This window comes from Leptospiraceae bacterium (assembly GCA_025059995.1).
Lineage (GTDB): Bacteria > Spirochaetota > Leptospiria > Leptospirales > Leptonemataceae > SKYB61.
The window spans coordinates 1-23,810 of record JANXCF010000009.1; the positions used below are offsets into that span (position 1 = coordinate 1).

18 protein-coding genes and 1 tRNA gene are annotated in these 23,810 nt (G+C 34.4%); 8 read left to right on the top strand and 11 right to left on the bottom strand.

The genetic code is table 11. From position 1 onward, the window contains the following. The 6 genes from NZ853_10480 to NZ853_10505 all read right to left on the bottom strand — a co-directional run. Positions 1-292, bottom strand: a 292-nt coding sequence (locus tag NZ853_10480) for a hypothetical protein (protein MCS7206111.1), incomplete at its 3' end; no start/stop codon positions are given. A 71-nt stretch (positions 293-363) separates the two neighbouring features. Beyond that, positions 364-585 carry a hypothetical protein gene (locus tag NZ853_10485; GenBank protein ID MCS7206112.1) on the bottom strand — a complete coding sequence of 74 codons (222 nt, stop codon included), beginning with the start codon at positions 583-585 and terminating at the stop codon, positions 364-366. Beyond that, a complete protein-coding gene (locus tag NZ853_10490; protein MCS7206113.1) occupies positions 576-3,116 on the bottom strand; it encodes an N-6 DNA methylase in 2,541 nt (846 codons plus the stop codon). Before NZ853_10490 ends, NZ853_10485 begins: the two co-directional genes overlap by 10 nt. Positions 3,117-3,273: 157 nt before the next feature. Further along, a complete protein-coding gene (locus NZ853_10495) occupies positions 3,274-4,479 on the bottom strand; it encodes a hypothetical protein (protein ID MCS7206114.1) in 1,206 nt (401 codons plus the stop codon). Positions 4,480-4,487: 8 nt separating this feature from the next. Beyond that, complete coding sequence (locus NZ853_10500; GenBank protein MCS7206115.1) at positions 4,488-5,933, bottom strand: MBOAT family protein; 1,446 nt, start codon at positions 5,931-5,933, stop codon at positions 4,488-4,490. 40 nt (positions 5,934-5,973) lie between these two features. Then, on the bottom strand, positions 5,974-7,950 hold the full coding sequence (locus NZ853_10505; GenBank protein MCS7206116.1) for a methyl-accepting chemotaxis protein: 1,977 nt from the start codon (positions 7,948-7,950) through the stop codon (positions 5,974-5,976). 123 nt (positions 7,951-8,073) lie between these two features. Between NZ853_10505 and NZ853_10510 the strand changes: the two genes are divergently transcribed. Further along, positions 8,074-8,147, top strand: a tRNA-Asp gene (locus tag NZ853_10510). 181 nt (positions 8,148-8,328) lie between these two features. Next, positions 8,329-8,715, top strand: coding sequence for a hypothetical protein (locus NZ853_10515; GenBank protein MCS7206117.1), 387 nt, complete (start codon positions 8,329-8,331; stop codon positions 8,713-8,715). A 61-nt stretch (positions 8,716-8,776) separates the two neighbouring features. Here NZ853_10515 and ppdK read toward each other — a convergent pair whose 3' ends face one another. Further along, a complete protein-coding gene (gene ppdK, locus NZ853_10520; GenBank protein MCS7206118.1) occupies positions 8,777-11,467 on the bottom strand; it encodes a pyruvate, phosphate dikinase in 2,691 nt (896 codons plus the stop codon). A 213-nt stretch (positions 11,468-11,680) separates the two neighbouring features. Between ppdK and NZ853_10525 the strand changes: the two genes are divergently transcribed. Then, the gene (locus NZ853_10525; GenBank protein MCS7206119.1) at positions 11,681-12,037 is read left to right on the top strand and encodes an STAS domain-containing protein; all 357 of its coding nucleotides are present in this window, start codon (positions 11,681-11,683) and stop codon (positions 12,035-12,037) included. A 21-nt stretch (positions 12,038-12,058) separates the two neighbouring features. Next, on the top strand, positions 12,059-13,372 hold the full coding sequence (locus tag NZ853_10530) for a DUF1577 domain-containing protein (GenBank protein MCS7206120.1): 1,314 nt from the start codon (positions 12,059-12,061) through the stop codon (positions 13,370-13,372). A gap of 76 nt (positions 13,373-13,448) precedes the next feature. Here NZ853_10530 and NZ853_10535 read toward each other — a convergent pair whose 3' ends face one another. Next, a complete protein-coding gene (locus tag NZ853_10535) occupies positions 13,449-13,913 on the bottom strand; it encodes a chemotaxis protein CheX (protein ID MCS7206121.1) in 465 nt (154 codons plus the stop codon). A 14-nt stretch (positions 13,914-13,927) separates the two neighbouring features. Continuing rightward, complete coding sequence (locus tag NZ853_10540) at positions 13,928-15,094, bottom strand: hypothetical protein (protein MCS7206122.1); 1,167 nt, start codon at positions 15,092-15,094, stop codon at positions 13,928-13,930. Between the two features lie 55 nt (positions 15,095-15,149). Between NZ853_10540 and NZ853_10545 the strand changes: the two genes are divergently transcribed. Beyond that, the gene (locus NZ853_10545; protein ID MCS7206123.1) at positions 15,150-15,887 is read left to right on the top strand and encodes a hypothetical protein; all 738 of its coding nucleotides are present in this window, start codon (positions 15,150-15,152) and stop codon (positions 15,885-15,887) included. Here the strand turns inward: NZ853_10545 and NZ853_10550 are convergent. Beyond that, on the bottom strand, positions 15,884-17,986 hold the full coding sequence (locus NZ853_10550; protein MCS7206124.1) for a transglycosylase domain-containing protein: 2,103 nt from the start codon (positions 17,984-17,986) through the stop codon (positions 15,884-15,886). The two genes, NZ853_10545 and NZ853_10550, sit on opposite strands and share 4 nt — an antisense overlap. Before the next feature lie 151 nt (positions 17,987-18,137). On the opposite strand from NZ853_10550, the gene NZ853_10555 reads away from it, so the two are divergent. Beyond that, positions 18,138-18,596: a hypothetical protein gene (locus tag NZ853_10555; GenBank protein MCS7206125.1), complete on the top strand. Its 459-nt coding sequence runs from the start codon at positions 18,138-18,140 to the stop codon at positions 18,594-18,596. A 6-nt stretch (positions 18,597-18,602) separates the two neighbouring features. Continuing rightward, positions 18,603-19,859, top strand: coding sequence for a hypothetical protein (locus tag NZ853_10560; protein MCS7206126.1), 1,257 nt, complete (start codon positions 18,603-18,605; stop codon positions 19,857-19,859). 49 nt (positions 19,860-19,908) lie between these two features. Here the strand turns inward: NZ853_10560 and NZ853_10565 are convergent, their stop codons facing one another. Then, positions 19,909-21,963, bottom strand: a complete 2,055-nt coding sequence (locus NZ853_10565; GenBank protein ID MCS7206127.1) for a bifunctional (p)ppGpp synthetase/guanosine-3',5'-bis(diphosphate) 3'-pyrophosphohydrolase — start codon at positions 21,961-21,963, stop codon at positions 19,909-19,911. Between the two features lie 36 nt (positions 21,964-21,999). Here NZ853_10565 and NZ853_10570 point away from each other — a divergent pair, with 36 nt between their 5' ends. Then, positions 22,000-23,805, top strand: a complete 1,806-nt coding sequence (locus NZ853_10570; GenBank protein MCS7206128.1) for a portal protein — start codon at positions 22,000-22,002, stop codon at positions 23,803-23,805. The last annotated feature ends 5 nt before the right edge of the window (positions 23,806-23,810 follow it).

A 23,810-nucleotide genomic window follows, 5' to 3' on the forward strand; every position in this document is an offset into this window, starting at 1 on the left:
ATTTTGAAACTAAAGAAATGAAACCTTTACTTCCGGAATAAAAAGGCAAATTTAAAACATCTTGCCATGTTACAGCTGGATACTCAGTTGCAGTTGTACATCTTTCTAATAATTTTTTGACAAATCGCGTCTTGTAATATGCAAAAATATAGTAATGATTTAATGTGCTTTCTTTAGGACCTATAACAGCAAAACCTGATGAACATACAAGAACATTATCATTTTTTTCAATTAAAGTTACAGCATTTCTATTAGGCCTAACAGTAGAAACTAAAACATCCCCTTTCTTCACAATCCATTGTGCCCTATCTGGAGCCTCTTTCCCTAAAATTCTTGATATTTTAAACTCTCCCGTACCTAAATCTATTTCAGATTTTCTATATAATCAAAGTATCCATCATCCTTTGGTTTAAATTTTCTTTTTAATGGCTGAATAAAATTTTTGGCTGCCAAAGCTCCTTTTTCAAAAAGTAAATTTTTTAAATACAAATATTCCGGCTTATAATACTCTGCATCAATTCTTTTTGCACCTTCAAGTTCTGATAATTTTACTATGCTATATACCGCCAAAGATTTTATCTCCAAAAGTCAAAATGGTTATCGCCATTTTTTAACTGTTCTTTGGCAAATTTTATAAAAGCCTCTGCGATTTCGTCCAAATCATGATCAATGACTGGGTGGCCGTGTTGGTCCATTATGAAAGTTCCATCTGGATTTTTCTTGTATCTATACTCTCCGCTTTCGTCTTTTACTGGTTTTTCGTTTACCGCAAAAAATATAGGATAGTCTAACTCTTTCATTATTTTTCCATCCAGCCAGTATTTTTTAAAGCTTTCTAATATTCTTTTATCGTTTAAAACTAAACTTACTTGTCCTGCCAATGTTCTTTGCGAAATTTCTTTTATAAGTTTATTTATCTCGTTTTGTAATGTTTTAATCTCCTTTTTTAATTCTTGTTTTCTTTGTTTTGCTGCTCTTTCTAATTCTTCCTGTATTTCTCTTAAAGCTAAATTGTAGTTATCTAATGTTTCCATTAATTGAGAAAATGATTTTTTATTCTCAGTTTTTCCTTCGCTGCCTTCTTCAGTTGTTTCGATATTTTCAACATCTTCTAAATCTTCCCTCCTTCCAAAATAGGTTTCTAAAAACCCTAAGAGCTCTTCGGGGAGTTTCTCTTCATCTATGTTGTCATTCCATTTAATATCTTTGTATTCTTCTTTTAGTTTGGCTAAGAAATCTTCCCATTTGCTTTCATATTTAAGTTTTATCTCTTGGTTTTTTGCTTTGTCATCATCAGTATATTTTCTTAAAAACAAAACGCTTGTCTTTGTACCAGTATGAGGCTTAAATGTATTCCCGTGTAATCCTACAACAGCCAAAATTCTTGCTTCTTCAATAATAAAGCGTCTTATGTATTCTGCGTTTGTGTTGTTTAAAAGTCCCTGTGGCAAAACAATTGCCATTCTGCCACCGGGTTTTAAGAAGTGCAAGCAACGTTCTAAAAATAAAATGTGGCGACCTATTTTTTTTACCCAACGTCCGTCTTTTTCCGCTAATTGATAAAGTCTTAATATATCTCTTTCTTTTACTGTCCCTGCAAATGGTGGATTGGTCATTAAAACATCAAAGTCAAAATATAAAAATTTATCTTGGTTTTCTCTGTCTTTTTGAGGATCGTTTGGAAATCTTAAAAGTCTTTCTCTTAAGCCAGCTTTTGTTTGATCATCCCAAGTGTGAGGTGCTAATGAATTAGCCTTAAAAATGTGAGACTTACCATCACCAACAATCAAGTTTACTGCTTTTGCTATCTTTACTGCCTTTTTGGCAAAGTCAATTCCATAAATTTTATACTGAGCAAAATTTTTAGCATTGTCAGGCAATGGTCTACCTGAGATCATACCACCAGCAACATGCATCACTGAATGTAGAAGAAAACCAGCCGAACCACAAGCAGGGTCAATAACAAACTCATTAGCTTTAGGATTAAGCATCAAAACTATCATGTCTTCTACGGGTCGAGGTGTAAAAAATTGTCCCTCTTTCTTTTTTGATACTTGCGGGATTAAATATTCAAAAGCCTCATCTATAATGCGAAGATTGGAATTGAAAAGTTTAATCTTTTCTAAAAACGAAACACAAACTTTCAAATGTTCATCTCTTAATTCAATTTTATCTGTTGGTTCAAATACACCTGGCCACTCTCTTTTTGCTCCCTCTAATAAACTTGTAATAGCTTCTTTAACATCTTTTGGGCTTCTATCTCCTACAAAGAATTTTAATAGATAGCTTGAACTATTAATTCCCATCCATTCATCATAAAGTTTGGCATATATAAGTTTAAATATTTCCTCAAATGGTTCAACTCCTGCATTGCCTAAAACAAGCTCTTCTAAGTCAAGTAAGATCTTTTTAAGCGTTGTCTTGCCTTGCTTTAGTTCGTCGTGTTCTTCAAGCCACTTTATTGTCCATCTTTCCGTTAAAACGTCCCTTAATGTTTCACCTGCTTTTGGAATACGTGGAATTTCAACAAAAATGTTTGGTTCTTCTCTATGTAGCCTTATAAGTTCATTTCCATTTGACCAAACACCTATTGGCGCACCTTCTGCGTTGCAATAACTTTTTAACTGTTCTAATCCCTCCTTTCTTTGAGGTCTTTTAATTTCAAAAATTATATATGGATGAGTTAAGTCTTCGTGCAAAACGACAATATCAGCAAGTCCAGAATCTCTTGAACCAAAATATATTACCCTCTCAACATCAATTCTATCTTTTGGATAGTTATATTCGTTTAATAATCTATATATCCAAAGTTGCCTAACGATTTCTTCTGGTTTTGCGGGTTTTAATTTCTCTTTAACCTGACATTTTATAAAGAATTTCCCTTCCCTTTCTTCTATCAATTTTTCAATGTTTTCTTTCTCTGGATCAGTAAATAAAGTGATCCCATATTTTACATCTTGCGAAGAAAAAATACTTGATATTTTTGAATTATTGTTTGGCATACTAAAGAATAATTTTTTTACAGAAAACTCAAGAAAATTTTTTAAAATTTTCGGAAAAAACCTGCAAAAACTTAAGCAACCCACAGCACTATCATAAGTTTCTCTATAGAACATCTAACAGATTATCCACCGCTTTTAGAGAATTCGGTCATCAGAGCTTTCCAAAATCCTTTTATCAAAGAAAATATGCGAATTTCAATGATTCTACAAAGACATATTTTGGGATTCTACTTTTGATGAAAGAAATACAAAATGGGGATTTTTTCTTAAATCATTTCCCTACAAAGGCTTTGATTTCTTGGATGGTGTTTTGGTGGTGTTTGCGCCAGTATTCTTGTTTTTTTCTCTGTTCTCGAAGGTAGGAGTCAATGTTTTCTATTGTGAGTGGGTAGCCAAAGTCAGGATGTGGTTCTTTGGGGTTGTGGGTGAGCATTTTTTTTATGATGAGTTCTCCTACTTGATGATTGATATGGGAACCCTCGATAAAGTAATACTTTACGGTGTTTTTTTCGTGGGTGATTTCTTCGGTGGTGATTTCGTTATAGCCGCTAAAATCCCAAAGGGGGATGGGTTCTTGTTGGAATTCTTCTGATAGTTCCTGATGGATTTTGACGAGCTCTTTTTTCCAAAACTCGGATTGCTCATAACCAATCCGAAGGTCCTCTATCTCCAAAAGCCTCACATGAAAGGGATTGATGAAGATAAAAGCCTTAAGCTGGTTTTCGTGAAGAAAAGTCAAAATGTCTCTATAAATGGCAAAAGAAGAAAGGGTTTTCGTCTCGAAAGAAAAATCCGAATAGAAGTTATCATAAAACGCTTTTTCGTTCAACAAAAACAAATCATGAATCCGAACGTTGGGAAGAAACTTGTCTTTGTAGTTTTCCAAAATCAGCCATGCCCCATTGTCCTTATAAAAAGAAATTTGTTTTGCATGGATAGTTTTCAGACTATCAAGAAAAGTGTTTTTGGAAATCAAAAGTAAGTAGCGATAAACCCACGGATTTCGATAAACCTTCATTTCGAAGGCATCCGGTTGGATTCCCTTTGCGTTGAATTGTAATAAATCCATGCCATAAAAAATCACTTTTGCCTTAGCATATTTGGCTGAAATCCTCAAAAGATGATAAACCTCTAAGATATTTACTCCATTTATCCCTGCATTATAATACGTCGGACAGAGTTCACGAAAAGTCGGTTCTTGGATTTCGTCAAAAGCACCTTCTACCCGACTGGATCCCAAAAACACGCAAGCATAGGTATTCGAAAGCAGCTTCTGGGTTTTATGATACCTTGTGAAACCATTCACCTGAGGTTTGTTTTTGAAAGCATCAAGCTCCACCACATCATAGACATCATAAGGATCCACTATCAGATTGAAGCCGGAAAACAAAGTCCCCAAAACAAAAAACAAAAAAAGAAACCCCAAGACATAACCTCGATAAGTAAATTCGTTTTTTGCAAAACCAAAAAACTTCATCAAGTTCCTCAGAAATTAAAATAGATAAACTTTGTGACGTTAAGTAGATTTACAACAGAATAAAAAAACAAAATCAACGTGAACAAAAGAAAAAACCAGTTTGGTCGAAAACGCTCAGCCCATTCCCTCGAGTTTGGAGTAAAAAAAACCACAAACAACGCCACAACGAAATACAGTCCAATATCCGTATGGGTCCTATGCAAAAAGATGCTTCCCAAGGGATGGTAGGTCAACGAAGGATTATAATAAATTCCTTTGATTTCTTCGGGAAGGATAATGCCATTCAATCCCAACATGCCTTTTAAGATTTCGAAAGCAACTTCTAAGTCAGGAGCTCGAAAGAACACAGAACTTAAAACAAAAAAAACAAAATTCACAATCACATCCAATGGGCTCGGAAGGTTTCCTCCATTTTTCTGCCAAATTTTATGAAAAACAATTCCTAATCCAACGAGAGCTCCCCAAATCACAAAGGTCCACCCTGCCCCATGCCAAACTCCGCCAATCACGAATGTCAAAAACAAATTTAGATTGGTTCGAAACTCAGAAACCTTACTACCACCCAAAGGAATATAAACGTAATCCCGCAAAAATCGAGATAAACTCACATGCCACCTTCTCCAAGTATCCTGAATGTTTTTGGCTTTGAAGGGAGAATCAAAATTCCACAAAATGTGAATGTTAAACATTCGACCCAATCCAACTGCCATGTCGCTATAACCAGAAAAATCAAAGTAAATTTGCAAAACGAAAGAAGTGCTCACCAACCATGCATCAATGAACCGGATACCGTGGGGTTGACTATAACCCGCATCTGCAAGCTGACCTAAGGTATCCGCAAAGACGACTTTCTTAAAAAGCCCTATGCTGAAAATAAACAATCCCAGAGCCAGATTTTGATATTGGATTTTGAGGTTATTTTCATTTTCGAACTGGGGCATCATTTCTTTGTGATGAACGATAGGACCCGCAATCAACTGAGGGAAAAAACTCACAAACAAGGCATAATCTACAAAACGATATTCTTTTGTTTCTCTTTTATAAGTATCCACCAAGTAGGCAATCTGTTGGAAAGTAAAAAAACTAATCCCCAGAGGCAGAACCAAGTAAAAAAGAGGAAACTGGGTTCCCAAAAGCCAGTTAATATTTTTTATAAAAAAATCAAAGTATTTGTAATACCCCAAAAGTAGTAAATTAAAAACAATCCCAAGGATCAAAAATAGCTTTTTTTGGTGTTGAAACTTTCCGATGAGGTAGCCCAAAAAATAATTCACTATGATGGATGTTAAAATCAAAGGCAGGTATTTGATTTCCCAGTAGCTATAAAAAAACAAACTCCCTAAAACCAGCCAGAGCTTCGAAATGGCACGATGGGTATGAGATGCCAACCAAAAATACCCCACAAAAACCAAGGGCACAAAAAGAAAAATAAATTCAAATGAGTTAAATAACATTGATTTAAGTTGCTTTTTTTAAGGCAATGTGTTATGACAATTAATTTCTGGAAAAGAGCTTCATTTGTTGTCGTAATTTTTGGGCGTTTATGTCTAATTTTGCTATAGCCTCGGTGAGTTTTCGTGATATTTCTGTGAAATGAACCGATAGTTGGCTCGCTTGATCAATGGATTGATGGATTTCGCTAATGATTCCTTTCACAAACTTGATGGAGTTGAAGGTATCTGTGGCAAGAGAACTCATACGATTTGTATTATCAAAAATCTTTTGTGAACTTTGTATCTGATCTTGGATGATGTCTTTGGAATTTTGAATTTCTTTATCCAGCAAGGATACCATGTCATTACTTTTACTCATCATTTCTGTGGATTGATCAATATATTGTATGGCTTGATTCATTTGAAAGGTAGTTTGTTCTATGAGTTCTTCGATGTCCTTGACACTTTTTTCTGTGGTTTCTGCTAAGTTGGAAATGGACTGAGCTACCACGGCAAAACCCTTCCCGGCTTCTCCTGCCCTTGCGGCTTCAATTGATGCATTCAAAGACAAAAGATTGGTTCTATCAGAAATTTCTTTGATGATGCTCAAAATCTCTGTGATTCTTTCTGATGTTTCTTGGATGCCGTAGATCATGCTTTTGAGTTTTTCAGACTGCTCTTTGCTTTGCTTGGTGAAATTTGCCGTATTATTCGAAATCTCTGCTAATTCATTTAAGGTTTTTCCTAATATGTTTAGTTTTGCCAAATTGGTTTGGATTAATTCTTGGATTTCTTTTGCTTGTTCGTAGTTCTTTTTCCCGAGTTTTTCAATGTCCTCCATGGTGGAGTTGATCTCTTCCAAAGAGGCACTGTTTTCTTCTAATATGGAAGAAAAATCAACGGAGGTTTTTTCAATGGTGGTGGACGTATTCTTCACAGTCACGAATAAATGATCAATACCATCCGAAGTTGCTCGAATATCATTGATAAGTAAATGGATTTTTTCTAAGAGGTTGTTGAATTGCTTCACTAAGTTATCGGTTTCTTTGATTCCAGTTTTTGTATTGAGGGTTAGACTCAAACCCTTTTCTTTTTCCATTTCTTCAAGACTACTGGTAATTTGTTTCAATGGTTTGATAAAGCGGCTTGAGATTTTGTAAATGATATAAATTATGATGATACCTAAACCTGCGAATACGATTAACGTTCGGATTAATTGGAATTTAACGAAACTTAAAATCTTTTCTTCTGTGATTTCAGCTACCAAACTGTAGCGAAAATTAGGAGATTGTGTAATGCATGAATAGACTTTTATCGACTCATGGTTTTTGGCAAATTCACAATAAAGTTGATTTTTGATGTTTCTATTGGTTACTTTTGAAAAAATTTCATGGTTTTGAAAATCTTGAACTTGTAGTAGTTTTCCTTTGGAATAACGAAATCCTTTGTTTCTTTCGTCTACAATGTAGGTGGTAAGTAAATCTTGTTCCAATAGAGAACTCAATATGGCAAATTCAACCTCTCCAATGAGATAAAAATCACCCACAGGAACGATAGCCAAAGGATGGATATGCTCATGCCCAAAAATTGAATCAAAAAAGGTAATTTGAATCTGTTTATTTAAAAACTCCTTAGGAACTTTTTGACCTTCGTAGGTGTGGGTTTCCCCTTCATGCTTTGGACTTAGGATTACATTTCCTTCATCATCTGTGATAAATACATTATGAAAGTAATGATTCCAATACAAACTTTGTAGTTCTTTGATGATTTTCTCGATTTCCGTCTTGTCTTTTAAATCCAGAAAACGAGAACTAAAAGTGAGAACTTTTATCGAACTGGAAAGGTGGTTATCAACTACTTTTGAAAGGCTTTCTAGTTGTAGTTCTAATTCCTCTCTTGCCAACTTTATGGCATTATTGTAAATCAAATAAAAATCAAATCCATAATTTATGATCGCAGGTATTAAGCTTGTGAAAATGACAGTGATAATGAGTAAACCTAAAATCGAACGGAATTTTTCTACTATTTTCGCTATCATAGACTTATTTTTAAATTATCGATCAGAATTCAAATTCTTTTTACCGATAACTAAAAAATTATAAACTTCAAAAAAGGCAATTTTGATTGACAATTCTATAGAATTGTAAGTTATGGACTTAACGGGGTAGTAGCTCAGCTGGTTAGAGCGCTGGTCTGTCACACCAGAGGTCGCGGGTTCAAGTCCCGTCTATCCCGCTCTTCTTAGCAATACCTTAGCTTCACAAGAGATAAAAAAACCAAGTTCAGAAATCAATTCTTTCAAATCCTGCAAACAAAAAAAACTCTGATTCCATAGTGCAATAAGGTTCTTTTATTTTGATAAAAGGTATTTTTTTTTATGAGATATAATTATAAAAAACCTATAAGGGAGGCCAAAATGGATGATATTCGTGAATTAAAAACTCACAAAGAAGCATTCCTAAAAATTTTAAAAGAAATCCTCCGCTGGGAAGAAAAAGAAATCAATACGGAATTAACAAAAGATGACTACAAGATACGTAAACTCATTAGTGAAATGCCACCAAATAAATTGAAAATCTCTTTTTTGAAATTAGAAGAAGCTATTTATTACGTTGTTATTCGTTATGAAACAGCGAATGGAGAAATTTCAACCTCATGGATACACGAAGATGAAGTTTTCAAGGAACGTCTCATTTTTTCTTATGATAAGAATCACTTAAGCCATCAAGTCCCTTGTTTGACTGACCTTTATCAAATAGCAGAACCCATCAGCTATCCTTTTTATCACTCTGAAGTAGCATAAACGGGATACTTCCAGAACAAGATTGATTTCTTGTTCTGGAAGACAGGAAGTTTCTGAAATCTTACTCTTTGACTGCAATGATGGCACCTGCCAATCGAGCAATGGGAACCCGATACGGAGATGCACTCACATAATCCAAAGGAATTTTAGCAAAAAAGTAAACACTCTGGGTATCACCCCCATGTTCACCACAAACTCCACACTTCAAGCTGGCTTTTCTTGCTTTTCCCTTTTGGGTTGCCATTTTTACAAGTTCTCCTACTCCATTTACGTCTATGGTTTCAAAAGGGTTTTTTTCATAAATCCCCAAACGAATATATTCTCTTAAAAAGACCTCTGCATCATCACGTGAAAATCCTAAAGTCATTTGGGTTAAGTCATTTGTTCCATAGCTGAAGAAATCTGCCACTTCTGCAATCTCATCGGCGGTAATAGCAGCTCTTGGAACCTCAATCATGGTTCCTATTTCATAATGGATTACCATGTTTTGTTCTTTCATCACTCGCTTTGCGGTTTTCTCTATGATTTCTCTTTGGAGTTCTAATTCTTTTTTGTTTCCCACAAGGGGCACCATGATTTCTGGATAAATATCCATGCCAGTTCTTTTACATTCAATCGCAGCTTCAATGATGGCTTCCACTTGCATTTCCGTTATTTCAGGATAGGTAATTCCTAACCGACATCCTCGATGCCCCAACATGGGATTCATTTCTCTTAGGGACTCTCTACGTTCGATGATTTCTTCCACGGGTATACCAATCTTCATCGATAAATGCTGAGCATCTTCATCGGACATGGGTAAAAACTCATGGAGAGGTGGATCCAACAATCGAATTGTAACAGGATACCCTTCCATTTCTTTGAAGATTTGCACAAAATCTTCTTTCTGGAATTTTTTTAGTTCTTTTAAGACTTCTTTTCGTTCAATTGAAGTTTTCGATAAAATCATCTTTTGCATGAGGGGTAATCGTTCTTCTCCAAAGAACATGTGTTCTGTTCTACATAGCCCAATCCCCTTTGCTCCCAAGATTCTTGCCATTTTCGCATCTAACGGGGTGTCTGCGTTTGCTCGAACTCCAATTTTTCTATACATATCCGCCCATTCCATGATCTGCAAGAAGTGGGTTGCGATTTCGGATTCTTCTTTAGGGATTTCTCCTGTCAAAACTCGGATGATTTCTGATGGTATGGTTTTAATCTTTCCAAGCAATACTTCTCCCGTTGTTCCATCAATTGATAATTCATTACCTTCTCGAATGCAAAGACGTCTTCCATCAAAAGTAACGACTTCAATATGGTTTTCAAAAACAGCAATGTCGGAACAACCCACGACACAGGGTTTATTCATTGCTCGAGCAACCACAGCTGCATGAGAAGTCATACCACCACGAGAGGTCAAAATTCCCTCCGAATACTGCATTCCTTTGATGTCATCAGGGCTGGTTTCCGTTCTCACCAAAAGGACCTTTTCGCCTTTTGCGGCCAGTTCTACTGCTTTTTCACTGGTAAGAACAATCTTTCCGCTCGCAGCTCCAGGACCCGCATTCAAGCCTTTCGTTAAATAATGACCATTGTTTTTAGCCGCTTGGAGTTCCACAGGATCAAAAATAGGAGTCATCACAGAAGGCAACGATTCAGGATCCACTCGAGTGATGGCTTCTTTTGGTGTGATCAATCCTTCTTTGACCATATCGTAAGCAATTTTTAAGGCAGCTCGCGCTGTTCTTTTTCCACTTCGAGTTTGTAGGATATATAATTTTCTTTTTTCTACGGTGAATTCAATATCTTGCATGTCTTTAAAATATTCTTCTAGTCTTTGTGTAGTTTGATAGAGTTCTTGGTATACTTCGGGCATGACAAACTGAAGATTTTCGATATTCTCAGGTGTTCGTATCCCTGCTACTACGTCTTCACCTTGAGCATTGAGTAGATATTCCCCGTAAAAGCGTTTTTCCCCCGTTGAGGGATTTCGAGTAAAGCACACCCCAGTTGCTGAATCAAACCCCATATTTCCAAATACCATAGCTTGGATATTGACAGCAGTTCCATAAGATTCCGGGATGCTGTGGATTTTTCGATAAATGATGGCTCGTTCATTATTCCACGAACGAAAAACCGCTTCAATCGACATCCGAAGTTGATCTACAACATTATCAGGGAAATCTTGCTTTGTGTATTTTTTGATGACATCTTTGTAGGATTTCACTATTTCTTTGAGAACTTCCGGAGTTAAATCTGTATCACTTGCTGCATTCGATAACTTTTTGAAGCCATCTAAAATCTTTTCGAATTCATCATGGGGAACCCCCAAAACGATATCTCCAAACATCTGGACAAACCTTCGATAAGAATCATATACAAACCGTTCATCTTTGGTTTCTAAGATCAAAGCTTTGATGGTTTCTTCATTCATCCCTAAATTTAGAATGGTATCCATCATTCCCGGCATACTCACAGGAGCACCAGAACGAACCGAAACCAATAGAGGTTTGACACTTCCGCCAAAAGTTCTTCCCGTAGATGTTTCCACTAATTTTAATTTTTCCAATACAAAATCCATAAAATCATCTGGCAATCCCCCCTGTTTTAGATATTCATGGCAATACTTTGTAGGTATAACGATACCTGGTGGAACAGGGATACCAATCTTTGCAATGATGCACAAATTAGCTCCTTTTCCACCTAATTCCATTTTATCTATTTTTTCTATCTCAACATTGCCTTTTTCAAAAAAGTAAATATCATATTTCATATCACTCTCCATGTTCCAAAGTCTTTATAGTTAAGCACATGAAAATATGAGATCAAAATAAAATCAATTTTTATTATGTTCATTAAATATTTTATTTACGTGAATACGATATTTGATAAAAATTAAAATTTTCAATACTATAAATTACAAATGAAAATGTTTTTTTGTTTTAGATTTGACATGATTAAAAAAAAAGAATAAAAGGAAGCAACTATGATAAAAACAAGATACGAAAATGACATTCTTGTAATTGAAACAGAAGAACAAAGACTCGACATGGTGGTTGCGAGGAAATTCAAAGATAAACTATCAGAAGCTATACAAGATAAACCCAAAAAGATCATCTTGAATTTAGCAAAAACAAATTACTTCGATAGTTCTGCTTTGGGAGCTTTGGTATCCTTCTTGAAGGACGTAAAAACTTACAATGGGCATTTAGTTCTTTGTAACCTTTCTCGTTCCTTGATGGCACTTTTGAAGTTATCAAAATTAGATATTTTGTTTGAAATTAAAGATAGCGAACAAGAGGCAATCCAACATTATAATGATCTTCATCCCAAAAAGAAATGATATTATTACAAAAATGAGAAAGTGACAAAAAAGCAAAGTTTCCAAGAAATAGAAAAACAACTTCAAAAAGAAATAATAAAAATCCTAAAGAAAGAACACGACCCCCCAGAAAAACACACAATCTTAGGAAATAATCTCAACGAAATTAGACACATTCTTTATTATCTAAAAAGCAAAAAGGTTCCAATTTATATTTACTATTTAGTTGATACTTTTACAGGTTTTATTCTTGATGTAGAAGATATTTTTGTAAAGGTTCAAGTCCTTGGTTTTGAGGAAACAAGCTTTCGTAGGTGTAGAATTGCTTTCAACTTCATGAATGTTTTTTATCAATTTGAGGTTTCAATCTACAGAGTTGATAAAGACATAATCACAATTTATACCCCATTATACATTCAATACACAACTAAAAGAAAATTCCCAAGATATACCACGCATAATCTCTATGCAAACATCAATATTGTTTACTACCAACTTTTCTCTCACCATGAATACGAAAACATCTTAAAGCATCATTTCCCCAAAATTATCGAAGAACTACAAAAAGACCTACCAGATCTCAGCATGATTTTAAGAGTCATGCTTCAAGAGTTAGAGAAAATCTCTGATACCTACGAAATCCACTTTTTTTCTATAGAAACCTTAAAGTCTCTGGATTGGAGAATAAAACAGATGAAATCAATACAAAAAACCATTTATATCGAAAATACAGACTCGATAAGAAGCTACTATGCTCCGATTAACAATCCGTCTATCACTAATTTCGAAAGATTCTATCGTAATATGCTCAAGACTAACAGTGAAGAAGACGTTTTACGTTTCTTTGAAAATCTTATGAGAGAAGACAAAAGAAATCAAAAAAATAGTTATGTCTATGCCCCCATTTTTTTATTTGATGAAATTATTGGTTACATTTACACTGAAACCAGCTATATAGAAAGAAAAAAAATTTTCTTAGATGATGCTATAAAGATTCACATACTAAGCAAAGTTTTAAGTTATACGATAAATCGAATTATTTTTTACAAAGGTTTTTATGAAACCTCATCTGCTTTAGTAAAAAATATAAGCTTGTCAGGAATTTTATTAAACATCACATCCCAATATATCTATAACTACCTGATTGGGAATGATTTATTGAAGATTGAATTAGAACTTTTCAATCAAAAAGCTAAGTTTTTAGGTATGATAACAAGAATGTTTACTTTAGGTGAGAAGAATTACAACATTGCTCTTGAGTTTACTGAATTTTTTGATGATTCTTTTAAAATCTTAGAAAATTTTATATTTCATTTACAAAAACAAGAGCTAAAAAAAGGGGCGTCAGCCCCATAGCGTCGGAGTTACGCGAATGATACTTATATTATCGACGAGCTCAAGAATTTCATCATTTTTTTTCTTCGGGGAGGAATTATTTAATAGATACAGCAATCTCAAGCATACCAATTCTGGAAAACATGTTGATTCTTACAGTGACTATTTTATCTGAAATAAACTTTTTTTCCCTTAAATCTATAATTTCTGGAACAGAAACTTCTATAAATTGATTTTTACTAAGAAAGATATTCATAGCATTTCCTGTAATGATATTCCCCACTTCTCCTAATACGTCTTTGTATTCTGATCTAAATAAATTTTCATCTTTTGAGCCTGTTAATTTTTCGAATACTTTCTTAGCTGAATATTCTGGGAAGGCATAAATTACTTTTCCTTGAATAGAACCACCAAAATGAATTAAAATTACGATATCAACTCCTTTGTTGGGCTCAAAATAGGGATTGATTTGGATTTTTCCTCGAATGAGCCTTTCTTTTAGAAGTTCTACATAGACCAGGTTTGCTGCTTCTAAAAAAGGGTTTATATACTCGGCCTTCAAAATTACCTCTCTTATTATTCTTCGTTAGAAATCATTCTAATCTGAAATTCACCTCGTTTTTTGTATTGTTCTAAAACATATTCATAGAATCGATACGACATTTCTCGTTGGGTTTGTGGGATGAGTGCTTTTTCCAGTGGGATGTTTTCTTTTCGGATATCAAGAATCTTCGCATAAATAGTGATTTCTCTATCTGTAATTGGTCCGATGACTTTTTCTTCTAAAAAACTTAAAGAACTCAAAAATTCAGGCTTTTGCAAATTGATTTTTTTATCTCCTACAACCACAGAAGAAAGTTCCTGAAAATTAGCCATTATTTTGATAGGTTTGATTTTTACAATACTTTCAATCTCCGCGAAGTTCTGTGGGTCTTTTAAAGTGCTTAACGCTTCTTTGATTTTGGTGAGTTCTTGTTGTTTTTTTTCATTTTCTAAGAGTTCTTTGATGTATTTGTATCTTTCTTCGAAGGTAGGATATCGTTGATCTTTGTTCTCTTCTTTTTGGTAGAATTCAACTTTGTCTTTTTCGTATTTTTCTTGGATTTCTTTTTCGGAAACCGTCACAACGAAATTTTTCATTAAGTCTTGATTGGTAAAAGCTAAGACTTCCATTTCGATTTTAATGGAACTTTGGAATAATCTTTTTTCTTCTTCTGATACAGGGAAGGGTTGTAGAAAAAATCGATCCACAAAATCCGCCTCCAAAATTGCTATTCTTCGATATATGGGGAGATATTGAAGCTCTCGTTGGTATAATTCTTCTATTGGAACCAGATCGTCTTTAAGATGGCGTTTTTGTTGAGCTCGATAGATTTGCTTAACATAATCCTCGAGTTGTTTTTCCACAAACTCCTTTGAAACTTCAAATCCTAAGTCTTTTGCTATGGTAGGTTTTACATACAAAGCCAAGATGTTTTGATAAATACAACTCTGCAAAAATTGTGGTGGGATTTCTGTTAATCCAGCTTCTCGGAATTGGCTCTCGCATTCGTTGTAGACGAAAGAATAGTCTTTTACTAAAATGGGTTCTCCCCGATAGGAGCCTACTTTTGATGCACCACTGATCAAAGCTATGATTTCTTCCATAGGTTGACTCGAGAAGGTAATAGCCAGCATCAAAATCAAAAGGATGACAATCAAGCTAGCTCCTATTTTTTTAAACACATCCCAGAAGTTAGCCATCCATTCCTTTTTTTTTATTGTTTTCAGATTTTCCAGCCGAAATTCTAATAATGATATGTATTTTTTAGGATTTCTTTTTATCTTTATTGGGCTTGTTTTGTTAGCATATACGTTGATATCCCTTTTTTTAAGCAAAACACAACAAGCCAACGAAAGTTTTGGATTTAAATCAAAAGCTTTCGAAAAATCAGAAAAGGAAGAACCAAAACCTCAACCCAACGAATCACCAGTTAAAACTCAAACCACAGAAAATACCATAGAAAATCACAAATCAAAAATCACACCAACATCAGAAGAATCAAACCTACTACCAATATCGGAACAACAAGCCCCAATACAACTAAACCCAACAAATAAAGAGGCATTATCAGAAATCCCAAAAGAACCAGAAAAACCCATAGAAAAACCCAAAGAAGAAACACCACAAAACCCATTAAGCTCATCCAAAATTAACCTCAAGGATCTCGATATTTTTCTCACAGGTTATTTATATTATGATCCATCCCAATCATCTGAAATCATTCTAGAAAAATTTGACAAAACTCCCACGGACTATTTGACCCACTTAATTCGACTTGGTAACTGCACCTTAGAATGGAAAGAGTATGAGTTCATTTTCAATTATGACGAAGACAAAATCATTCTACCAATTGATCTTATTAAAGAAATCCGTTTTGGTGAATTAGGAGCTATATTTTTAACAAAAAAGAAAGACATCCCCTATTACTTTTTTCTATCGAAACAAATCTACGAGCTAAAGGACTTTTTGAAAAAAATTGCTCTCACCCATTAATGAAAATCTTGCTTAGGTTTTTGGAAAAAATCAAACCATTCCATTTTTTTGGGTTCAGGAAATTTTTGTTCAATTGGTTCAGGCATAGCTTTTGACATATAATCCACCCAAACCTGAGGTGCGTAAGCATTCAGTGGAACACCTTTATCGTTTCCAACCCAAACCGTTGTTACGTTTGTGGGTATCATACCGACGAACCAAGAGTCTCGTATTCCTTTGATGTTATTGTATTTTTTTCTAATCTCAGGGGGAATTTGTGTAGTTCCTGTTTTTCCTGCGATTTCATAAGGAAGAAAGTTGGGGGTTTCTTTTTTCTTTTTTCCAATCCAGCCAGCTGTTCCATCTTCTTCTTCCTCAACAACACCTTTCAGAAGTTCCAAAATCGCGGCTGAGGCTTCATAACTTACAATAGATATGTTTTTCTGGGAAGTTTCATCTTCATAAACGACAATGCCATCATCACGAGTTTCTATTTTTTGAATCAAAATCGGAGATACTTTATAACCTTCATTGAGTAAAGCCGAATACAAAATCGTAAGTTCCATGGGACTTAACTCAAAACTACCCAAAGCAACCGTTAAGTTTCGTGGGAAGCGTTTTTTCGCATCAAAATAGCTTATCCCCAAAGCTTGAGTCAATTCTTCAATGAAAAAATCAATACCAATTGTATCGAGGGTTTTTACCGCCGTAGTGTTGATGGAACGAGCAATGGCGGTTTTTAAAGGAACTTCACCTAAATACGAATTATACCAGTTAACGGGTTTGTATCCTCCAAAATTGACGGGTTCATCTACCACTGAAGAATTTAGATCATAAACTTTTCTATGTAAAGCTAAAGCATATAAAAAGCCTTTAATCGTTGAACCTACTTGACGCCTCATCCGAAAAATCCTATAACTAAGAATTCCTGTTTCATAAATTTCATATCCACCAACAAGAGCTCTTATGTGTCCAGAGGGAATATCCATCGATATTAACACCCCTTGAATGTGATTTGCCAAATTAGGATCGAGATTGTATCTTAGATAAAGTTCAAAATTTTCCTGCCGAATTTTTCTGATGTATTCACGAAGTACTTGTAGTGCGTATTCTTGACTTTTGAGATCGATTGTGGTATGGATATGAAAACTTTGGCGATTCAAGATCTCAATAGGAAGATTTTCTTCCAAGAATTGTTTTACGTATTCATTGACTTCTGGAGCCTTGTTAAGCCGAAAATATCGATTTGAACCAAACTGAGCTATGGCACCAGGATCTTCTTTTTGGGGATCAACACGATAGCGAGAAAGAAAATTGGCTAATTCTTTTTCCGCTGCTTCTGGGGTTAAGTGTCTGGCTTCTACTAACTTTTGCATAATGATTCTTTGTTTTTGTAGAGCATTATCTAAGTTCTTTAAAGGGTTGTATCTTTCTGGGGAGGGAAACATGCCAACCAATAAGCTAGCTTCTGCAGCGGTTAGAGCTTCAGGAGGTTTATTAAAATAAAACCAAGAAGCTTCTTCTGCACCAAATCGGTTATTACCCATATAGATTTTATTCAAATACAAGCACAAGATTTCTTTTTTTTTGAATTCTTTTTCAAGCATGAATGCAAGTAAAGTTTCCAAAAGTTTTCTTTGAAAGGTTTTTTCATGACCTGTAAATAAGTTCCTTGCCAATTGTTGTGTGATGGTTCCGCCACCTTGACTTAAAGAAAAGGTTTTTAGATTATACCACATGGCACGAAGAATCCCTTTGATGGAAATTCCCTTATGCTGGTAAAACTCTTGATCTTCAGCTACCACTGTGGCTTTATTTAGCCAGTGGAGTTTTTCACATCGATTTATCGGAATATATGAACCTAAAATGGGGGTATACTCACCAATCAAAAGTCCATTTCTATCATAGATATAATGATAAATTGGCACAGGAATATTAGTTCCCTTTCCATGAAGCCAGAGTTTCCAATCTTCTATCTTTTGCTCATAATCTTTTTTCTTGAGGGAAAAATCCCAAATAGTCAAAACTCCAATTCCAACAAGTATCAAAAGTAAAATAGTGAACAAATTTCTAATAATACCGAAAAGCAACTTGATCAAAAAAATTATGATAGAACTCATAATCTTTTATTTCGATTTTTTCTTTTTTGTCTTTGTTTTGATCAAGTCTTTTTATTTTTAGCTTGCCAGAAATCTTAGAGTTTTTACTTTGGCCTTTTCAATGTAAACAAGTATCAAGTGTTTCCACAACACACAACGAAGGACAACACGAATGGATAAAAGATTCAAAGAATTCCAAATCCGAGATTTGCTCGAAATCACAAAAGACAAAAAATACGCAGTAACTGTAGCAGCTTTCGAAATCGTTGAAAACTTCGACAAACTCAATTTAGAATTAGAAAAACTTGGTTGGAAGAGCAACAAAATTTCTGTGATTGCGATGATGTGCCTTGCTCGAAATCTAATCAAATATGACTTCATCACTGATGAGCAAAGAAAACAATTAGAAGAAGAACTTAAAAATTTAGACAACATCCATCTAAGAAAAGCTGAGGCTCTTTTTCAAAAGAAAAAAATGCTCAAAGACTCAGAAGAAGATCTTTCAGATGAAGATATTGGTGAAATCATCACAGAAAAAGCAACCATCAATGACGATTATGACGAATCAAAATACGACGATGAAGACAATGACGAAGATTCTGATTCTTACGATGACTCCGACGACGATTAAATCCTTTTGCTAATTCCAAACTTTGTCTCTCGAAGAGTTAGGGTAAAAAAAATTGATTCTTTTTATATACCCGAAATCGAGAATAAGCAGTTTTACTCGTCTTTTTTAGAAAAAGAAGTAAAAAGGATTGTTTCTACTTTCCCTAAAGACATCGAAATTCTTGTCTTGATTGGAGCCGGGTTATTGCCTATTGTTGATTATCTTGTTGATTTTTTGAACCTAAAGCTCATTCTTTATTTTGAGTCTTTATGGAATTTTGAAGTTTTTCAAAAACGTTTTTCTTTAATTACAAACAATAGTTTAATAAAAACCATCAAACATTATGAAGAACTTAAATATCATTTACAAAAATTTCCAAAAGCCATTGTTTTCCTTCATCCTTCTTACAAGCGTTTCTTTCCTTTCTTAACAGAAAGTATTTTTGCTTTTCTTCGAAACGATACCCATTCCAAAACTATCTCTAAATTTCAATACTACTGGCAGGTTCATTATGCAAAAAACCTCCAACAAAAAGAAATCCTTTTTCTTGATACTACTCTCATAAAAAAAGAAAAGATACTCTTTATTGGTAGCGGTTTCACTTTAGATGAGGACTTAAAGAATATTGATTTTGATGAATTTTTTATTGTTGCTTCTGACTCTGCGTTGGTACCAGCTCTTTATAGAAAAATTCCTGTTGATATGGTGATTTCATTAGACCCCCAAGTTGGAACTTTGTATCACTTTTATCACTACAAAGAGAAGTTTAAAAAAATATTTTTACTTACTTGGTTAGGCGGCAGACCAGAAATCAGAAACTTTTTTCAAGAAACGTTTTATTTTCTAACTACCTTTCCGTTTGATCAAGTAATCAAAGACTATGAAGCTGATATCGTAGCACTATCCAACCCAGAACGGGATGCGTTAGGATATATCAAGGAGTTATCGTTTGAATTAGGAAAAACTATCCTTCCTATTGGTTGTGGACTTCCTTCAAATCAAAAGATGTATTATACCCCAAACACAGGATATGATTACTTTGGTCTATTAAAAGAAAATCGGATTCAAACAAATCTTCATTATCACTATGAACTTTATCAAAACCAATCTTATAAGAGAATAAATTTCGATAAAAAAGCTATTTCCTCAGATCAACCACAAAAAAAATTTCCAAGAAAAACTTTGAGCTCCCAACAAATCATAGCCTATCTACATCAAAAAAAATCAGCATTGCTTTCCAATTATCCTTTTTTGAAAACCTTCTATTACTTACTTGAAGACTAATGACAAAAACGTTGTCGAATGCCAAAATCTAAAGATGACTACAAAAAAGTTAATTTTTTCTTTTTGCTTCTACTACATCTTTAATCAATAGGATACTTTGGATGACTTCGTTCAATTGATCTATGTGTTCTACTTCTAACAAAAAAGTCGCTTTCATCAAACCGTTTTTTTCTTTGGGTAAATCTGCCAATGCCTTTAGAATATTGGTCTTTGTTTGGGTAATGGCTTTGACAAGATCCAAATATAAACCTTGACGATCTTTCGCTATGATTTCGATAGCGACGGGATATACTTCCGTTAACCCAGCCCACTTCACGGAAATAAAACGTTCTACTTCATTATTATTTTTCGGTAGTTGTTGACAATCCACACGATGGATAGTAATACCTTTCCCTCTTGTTATGTAACCGATGATTTTATCCCCAGGCACTGGACTACAACAACCTGCATATCGAACGGGAACATCAACTTCTCCCCCTGCAATTTCAATGGGCACTTCCTTTGGATTTTTTGATGGCTTTCGTTTGATGATGATTTCTTTTTTCTTCTCGTGGGTTTCTGTCTTTTCTTTTTGTTTTTCCAGTTCTTCTTTCTTGCGGAAGAAAGCTCGAACCTTTTGTCTTGCTCGATTGGACTTTAAATACTTGATCCAGATTGGCGATGGTTTAGGTTCACTATGTGTGATAATTTCGACTTTATCACCACTTTTGAGCTCTGTGCTCAAGGGTACAATTCGATCATTCACCAAAGCTGATTTACAACGCAAACCCAAATCCGTATGAATCTTAAAGGCAAAGTCCAACACAGTGGCACCACGAGGCAAAGTGATAATATCAGCTTTGGGAGTAAAGACATAGATTTCATCAGGTTGTAATTCTTCTTTTAGGTTGTCCAAAAATTCTTTGGAATGCTCTAATCCCTGTTTAGCAGAAGATTGAAATTCTTGTGTAAGTTGTTTCAATGTTTGCAGCCATTCCAATTTGCCTTTGGCATTTTGAAAATCTAAGTTATGTTTATAGAGCCAGTGAGCGGCAATTCCGTTCTCAGCTCGTTCATTCATCTCAAAAGTTCGAATTTGAATTTCTAAAGGTCTTCCATCAGGCGCTAAAACTGTAGTATGCAAACTTTGATAACCATTGGGTTTTGGCAGAGCTATGTAATCCTTAAACCTACCTGGAAGAGGTTTCCACATCGTATGAACAATCCCTAAAACAGTATAGCAATCATTCAATTCTTTAACGATGATACGAATCCCACGCAAATCGTAAATTTCACGTATGGTTTTGTTGCCTTTTTGCATCTTTTGATAGATTGAATACAGATGTTTAACCCTCCCTTCGATTTCAGCTGTGATATTGATTTCTTGTAATCGATTTTGAAGAACCTTCTTGATTTTTTTTAGAAAACCTTCTAACTCTGATTTGGATTGTTGAATCTCGTTTTTGATTTTTTTTGCTACTTCTGGATAGAGAGCTTCAAAGGCTAAATCCTCTAATTCTGACTTAAGTTTATACATTCCTAATCTTCCAGCTATAGGCGCGTAGATATCCAAAACTTCTCGGGAGATCCTTTCGATTTTATGGGGAAGCTGATGTTGTATGGTTTGCATATTGTGGAGTTTATCCGCCAGCTTAATGATGATGACGCGAATATCTTCCACTGTTGCAAGCAACATCAATCTTAGGTTTTCTGCTGCTTCCTGCGCCTTAATTTCTGAAAGGTTTTCTTTATAGGAGTCTTTCTTTACTAAAGAAATTTTTGTTACAGCTTTGACCAAACGAGTAATCTCATCGCCAAATTCCTTTCGTATGAAATCTTCGTTATAGTAAGTATCTTCAATCACATCATGAAGTAACCCAGCAGCAATTGTGGCTGGATCCATCGAAATATCTGCCAAATACAGTGCTACATGAAGAGGGTGAATAACGAAGGGTTCACCTGAAAGTCGTTTTTGATCTTTATGAGCTTCATAAGCAAGTTGGTAAGCCTTCTCAATGATTTGCAAATCTTTTTCATTTACATCTGGATGTCTTTTCTTAATGGTTTGAATGAGCTGTTTGTAAAGGTTTGTAATCTTAAAATTTTGTAGACTATCGAGGATCATCTTTGACAAAAAAAAGAAACATTTTCTATTGACAAGATGATTTTCAAAAAGAATTCAAAATCAAATATGATACATGACTTCAATGAATTCCATACAAAACTAAGTAATTTCTATGGAAGGATCATTTATCCCACCTTCAAGTTTATCTTTCTTTTTAACTCGATTGCATCTTTTGTTATTTTGCTCTGGGAATACGGATATGAAATCCCAAAAGCCATTGAGCCTTATGCTTTAAGCATTATTAGAATCATAGTAGCAATCTTTCTTTTATATGAGTTTGCCAACTTATTCTTTTATAAATTCTATCAAACGTCTCTAAAAGAATACCTGAAAATCAGAAAATTAGAACTCATATTAGCTCTCATTGTTTTTATTTTGATTTTATTTGAAGGTTTTTTTATTTCTTACTTTTTTAAAACCCAAATCGTTTCTGAATACATCGTATTGACCTTTTTGTCGATACCCCAGTTTTTGATTTTGATTAATAATTTTTTTCATTTCAGTCGATTTGTTTCGAACATTCAATATAAAGCTTTGAATCCCTCACTGGTATTTGTGATTAGCTTTCTTTTTGTGATCGTAATTGGTTTTATTCTTTTGTCTTCTCCAAAAACCCACAATAGGGATTTGTCTTGGGTGGATATTTTCTTTATTGTAGTGAGTGCCACCTGCGTGACTGGACTTTCTCCGTTAGACATCAGTAAAGACTTTAACTTAGTAGGACAGATCATCATTTTAGTCCTCATCCAGATTGGAGGTTTAGGACTCATGACCTTGACTTCTTTTTTCTCGTATTACTTAGCTGGACAAGTAAGCTTAACAAACCAAATTGTCGTAAAAGAACTCTTTAGCGACATCTCCTTAGAGAAAGCCAAAAGAACCCTAAGAGATGTGGTAATTTTTACGTTTATTATAGAATCCATTGGTGCCATTTTTCTGTATTTTAGCCTGCCAGATCAACTCATTCCCAAAGGGAAAAGCAAGATTTTTTATGCTATTTTTCATAGTGTTTCTGCTTTTTGTAATGCTGGTTTTAGTTTATTTCCTGATAGTTTATTTAGTGTTCATCAGTATTCTTTTTTTTCAATCTATACCATTATGACGTTGATTGTTTTAGGGGGATTGGGATTTCCTACCATCAAAGACATTTTCAATAAAGCCAGAAATCATAAATATCGCTTTTCTTTGACAACAAAAATCATTTTCTTATCGAATGGAATTTTGTGGCTGAGTGCCTTTTTGGTTTTCTTTTTATTTAGTTATTTTTACAAATTGAATTTCACTCTTTCTGAAAGAATTCTTCATAGTTTGTTTTTTTCCATTACACCACGAACAGCAGGTTTCAATATTTTATCTTATAGTGATTTTCCTCTGCCTTTGATATTCTTTACTTTTCTCTTGATGTGGGTGGGAGCTAACCCCATTTCCACTGGTGGGGGTATTAAAACCACTACTTTGATCATTGCTATTCTACACATATCAGCGTTGATACGTGGAAAAAAGATGGTTGAAATCTTTCGAAAAAGGATAAGCGAAGAAACCATCATACGGGCTTATACAAATGTTTTATTGTCATTGATGACAATTTTTATTGGAATTTTTTTAATCAGTATTTTTGAGAAAATAGACTTTTTGAAGATTACTTTTGAAGTGGTTTCTGCTTATGGAACCGTAGGTTTATCAATGGGGATTACTTCTGATTTGACAAGTTTCTCTAAGATCATCTTATCTATCATAATGTTTATTGGTAGAATTGGGATTTTAACTTTTCTTTTAGCCATCATGCCAAAAATCAAAAAAAGTAATTATCAATATCCAACTGAATATGTGATTGTAAGTTAGGAGCA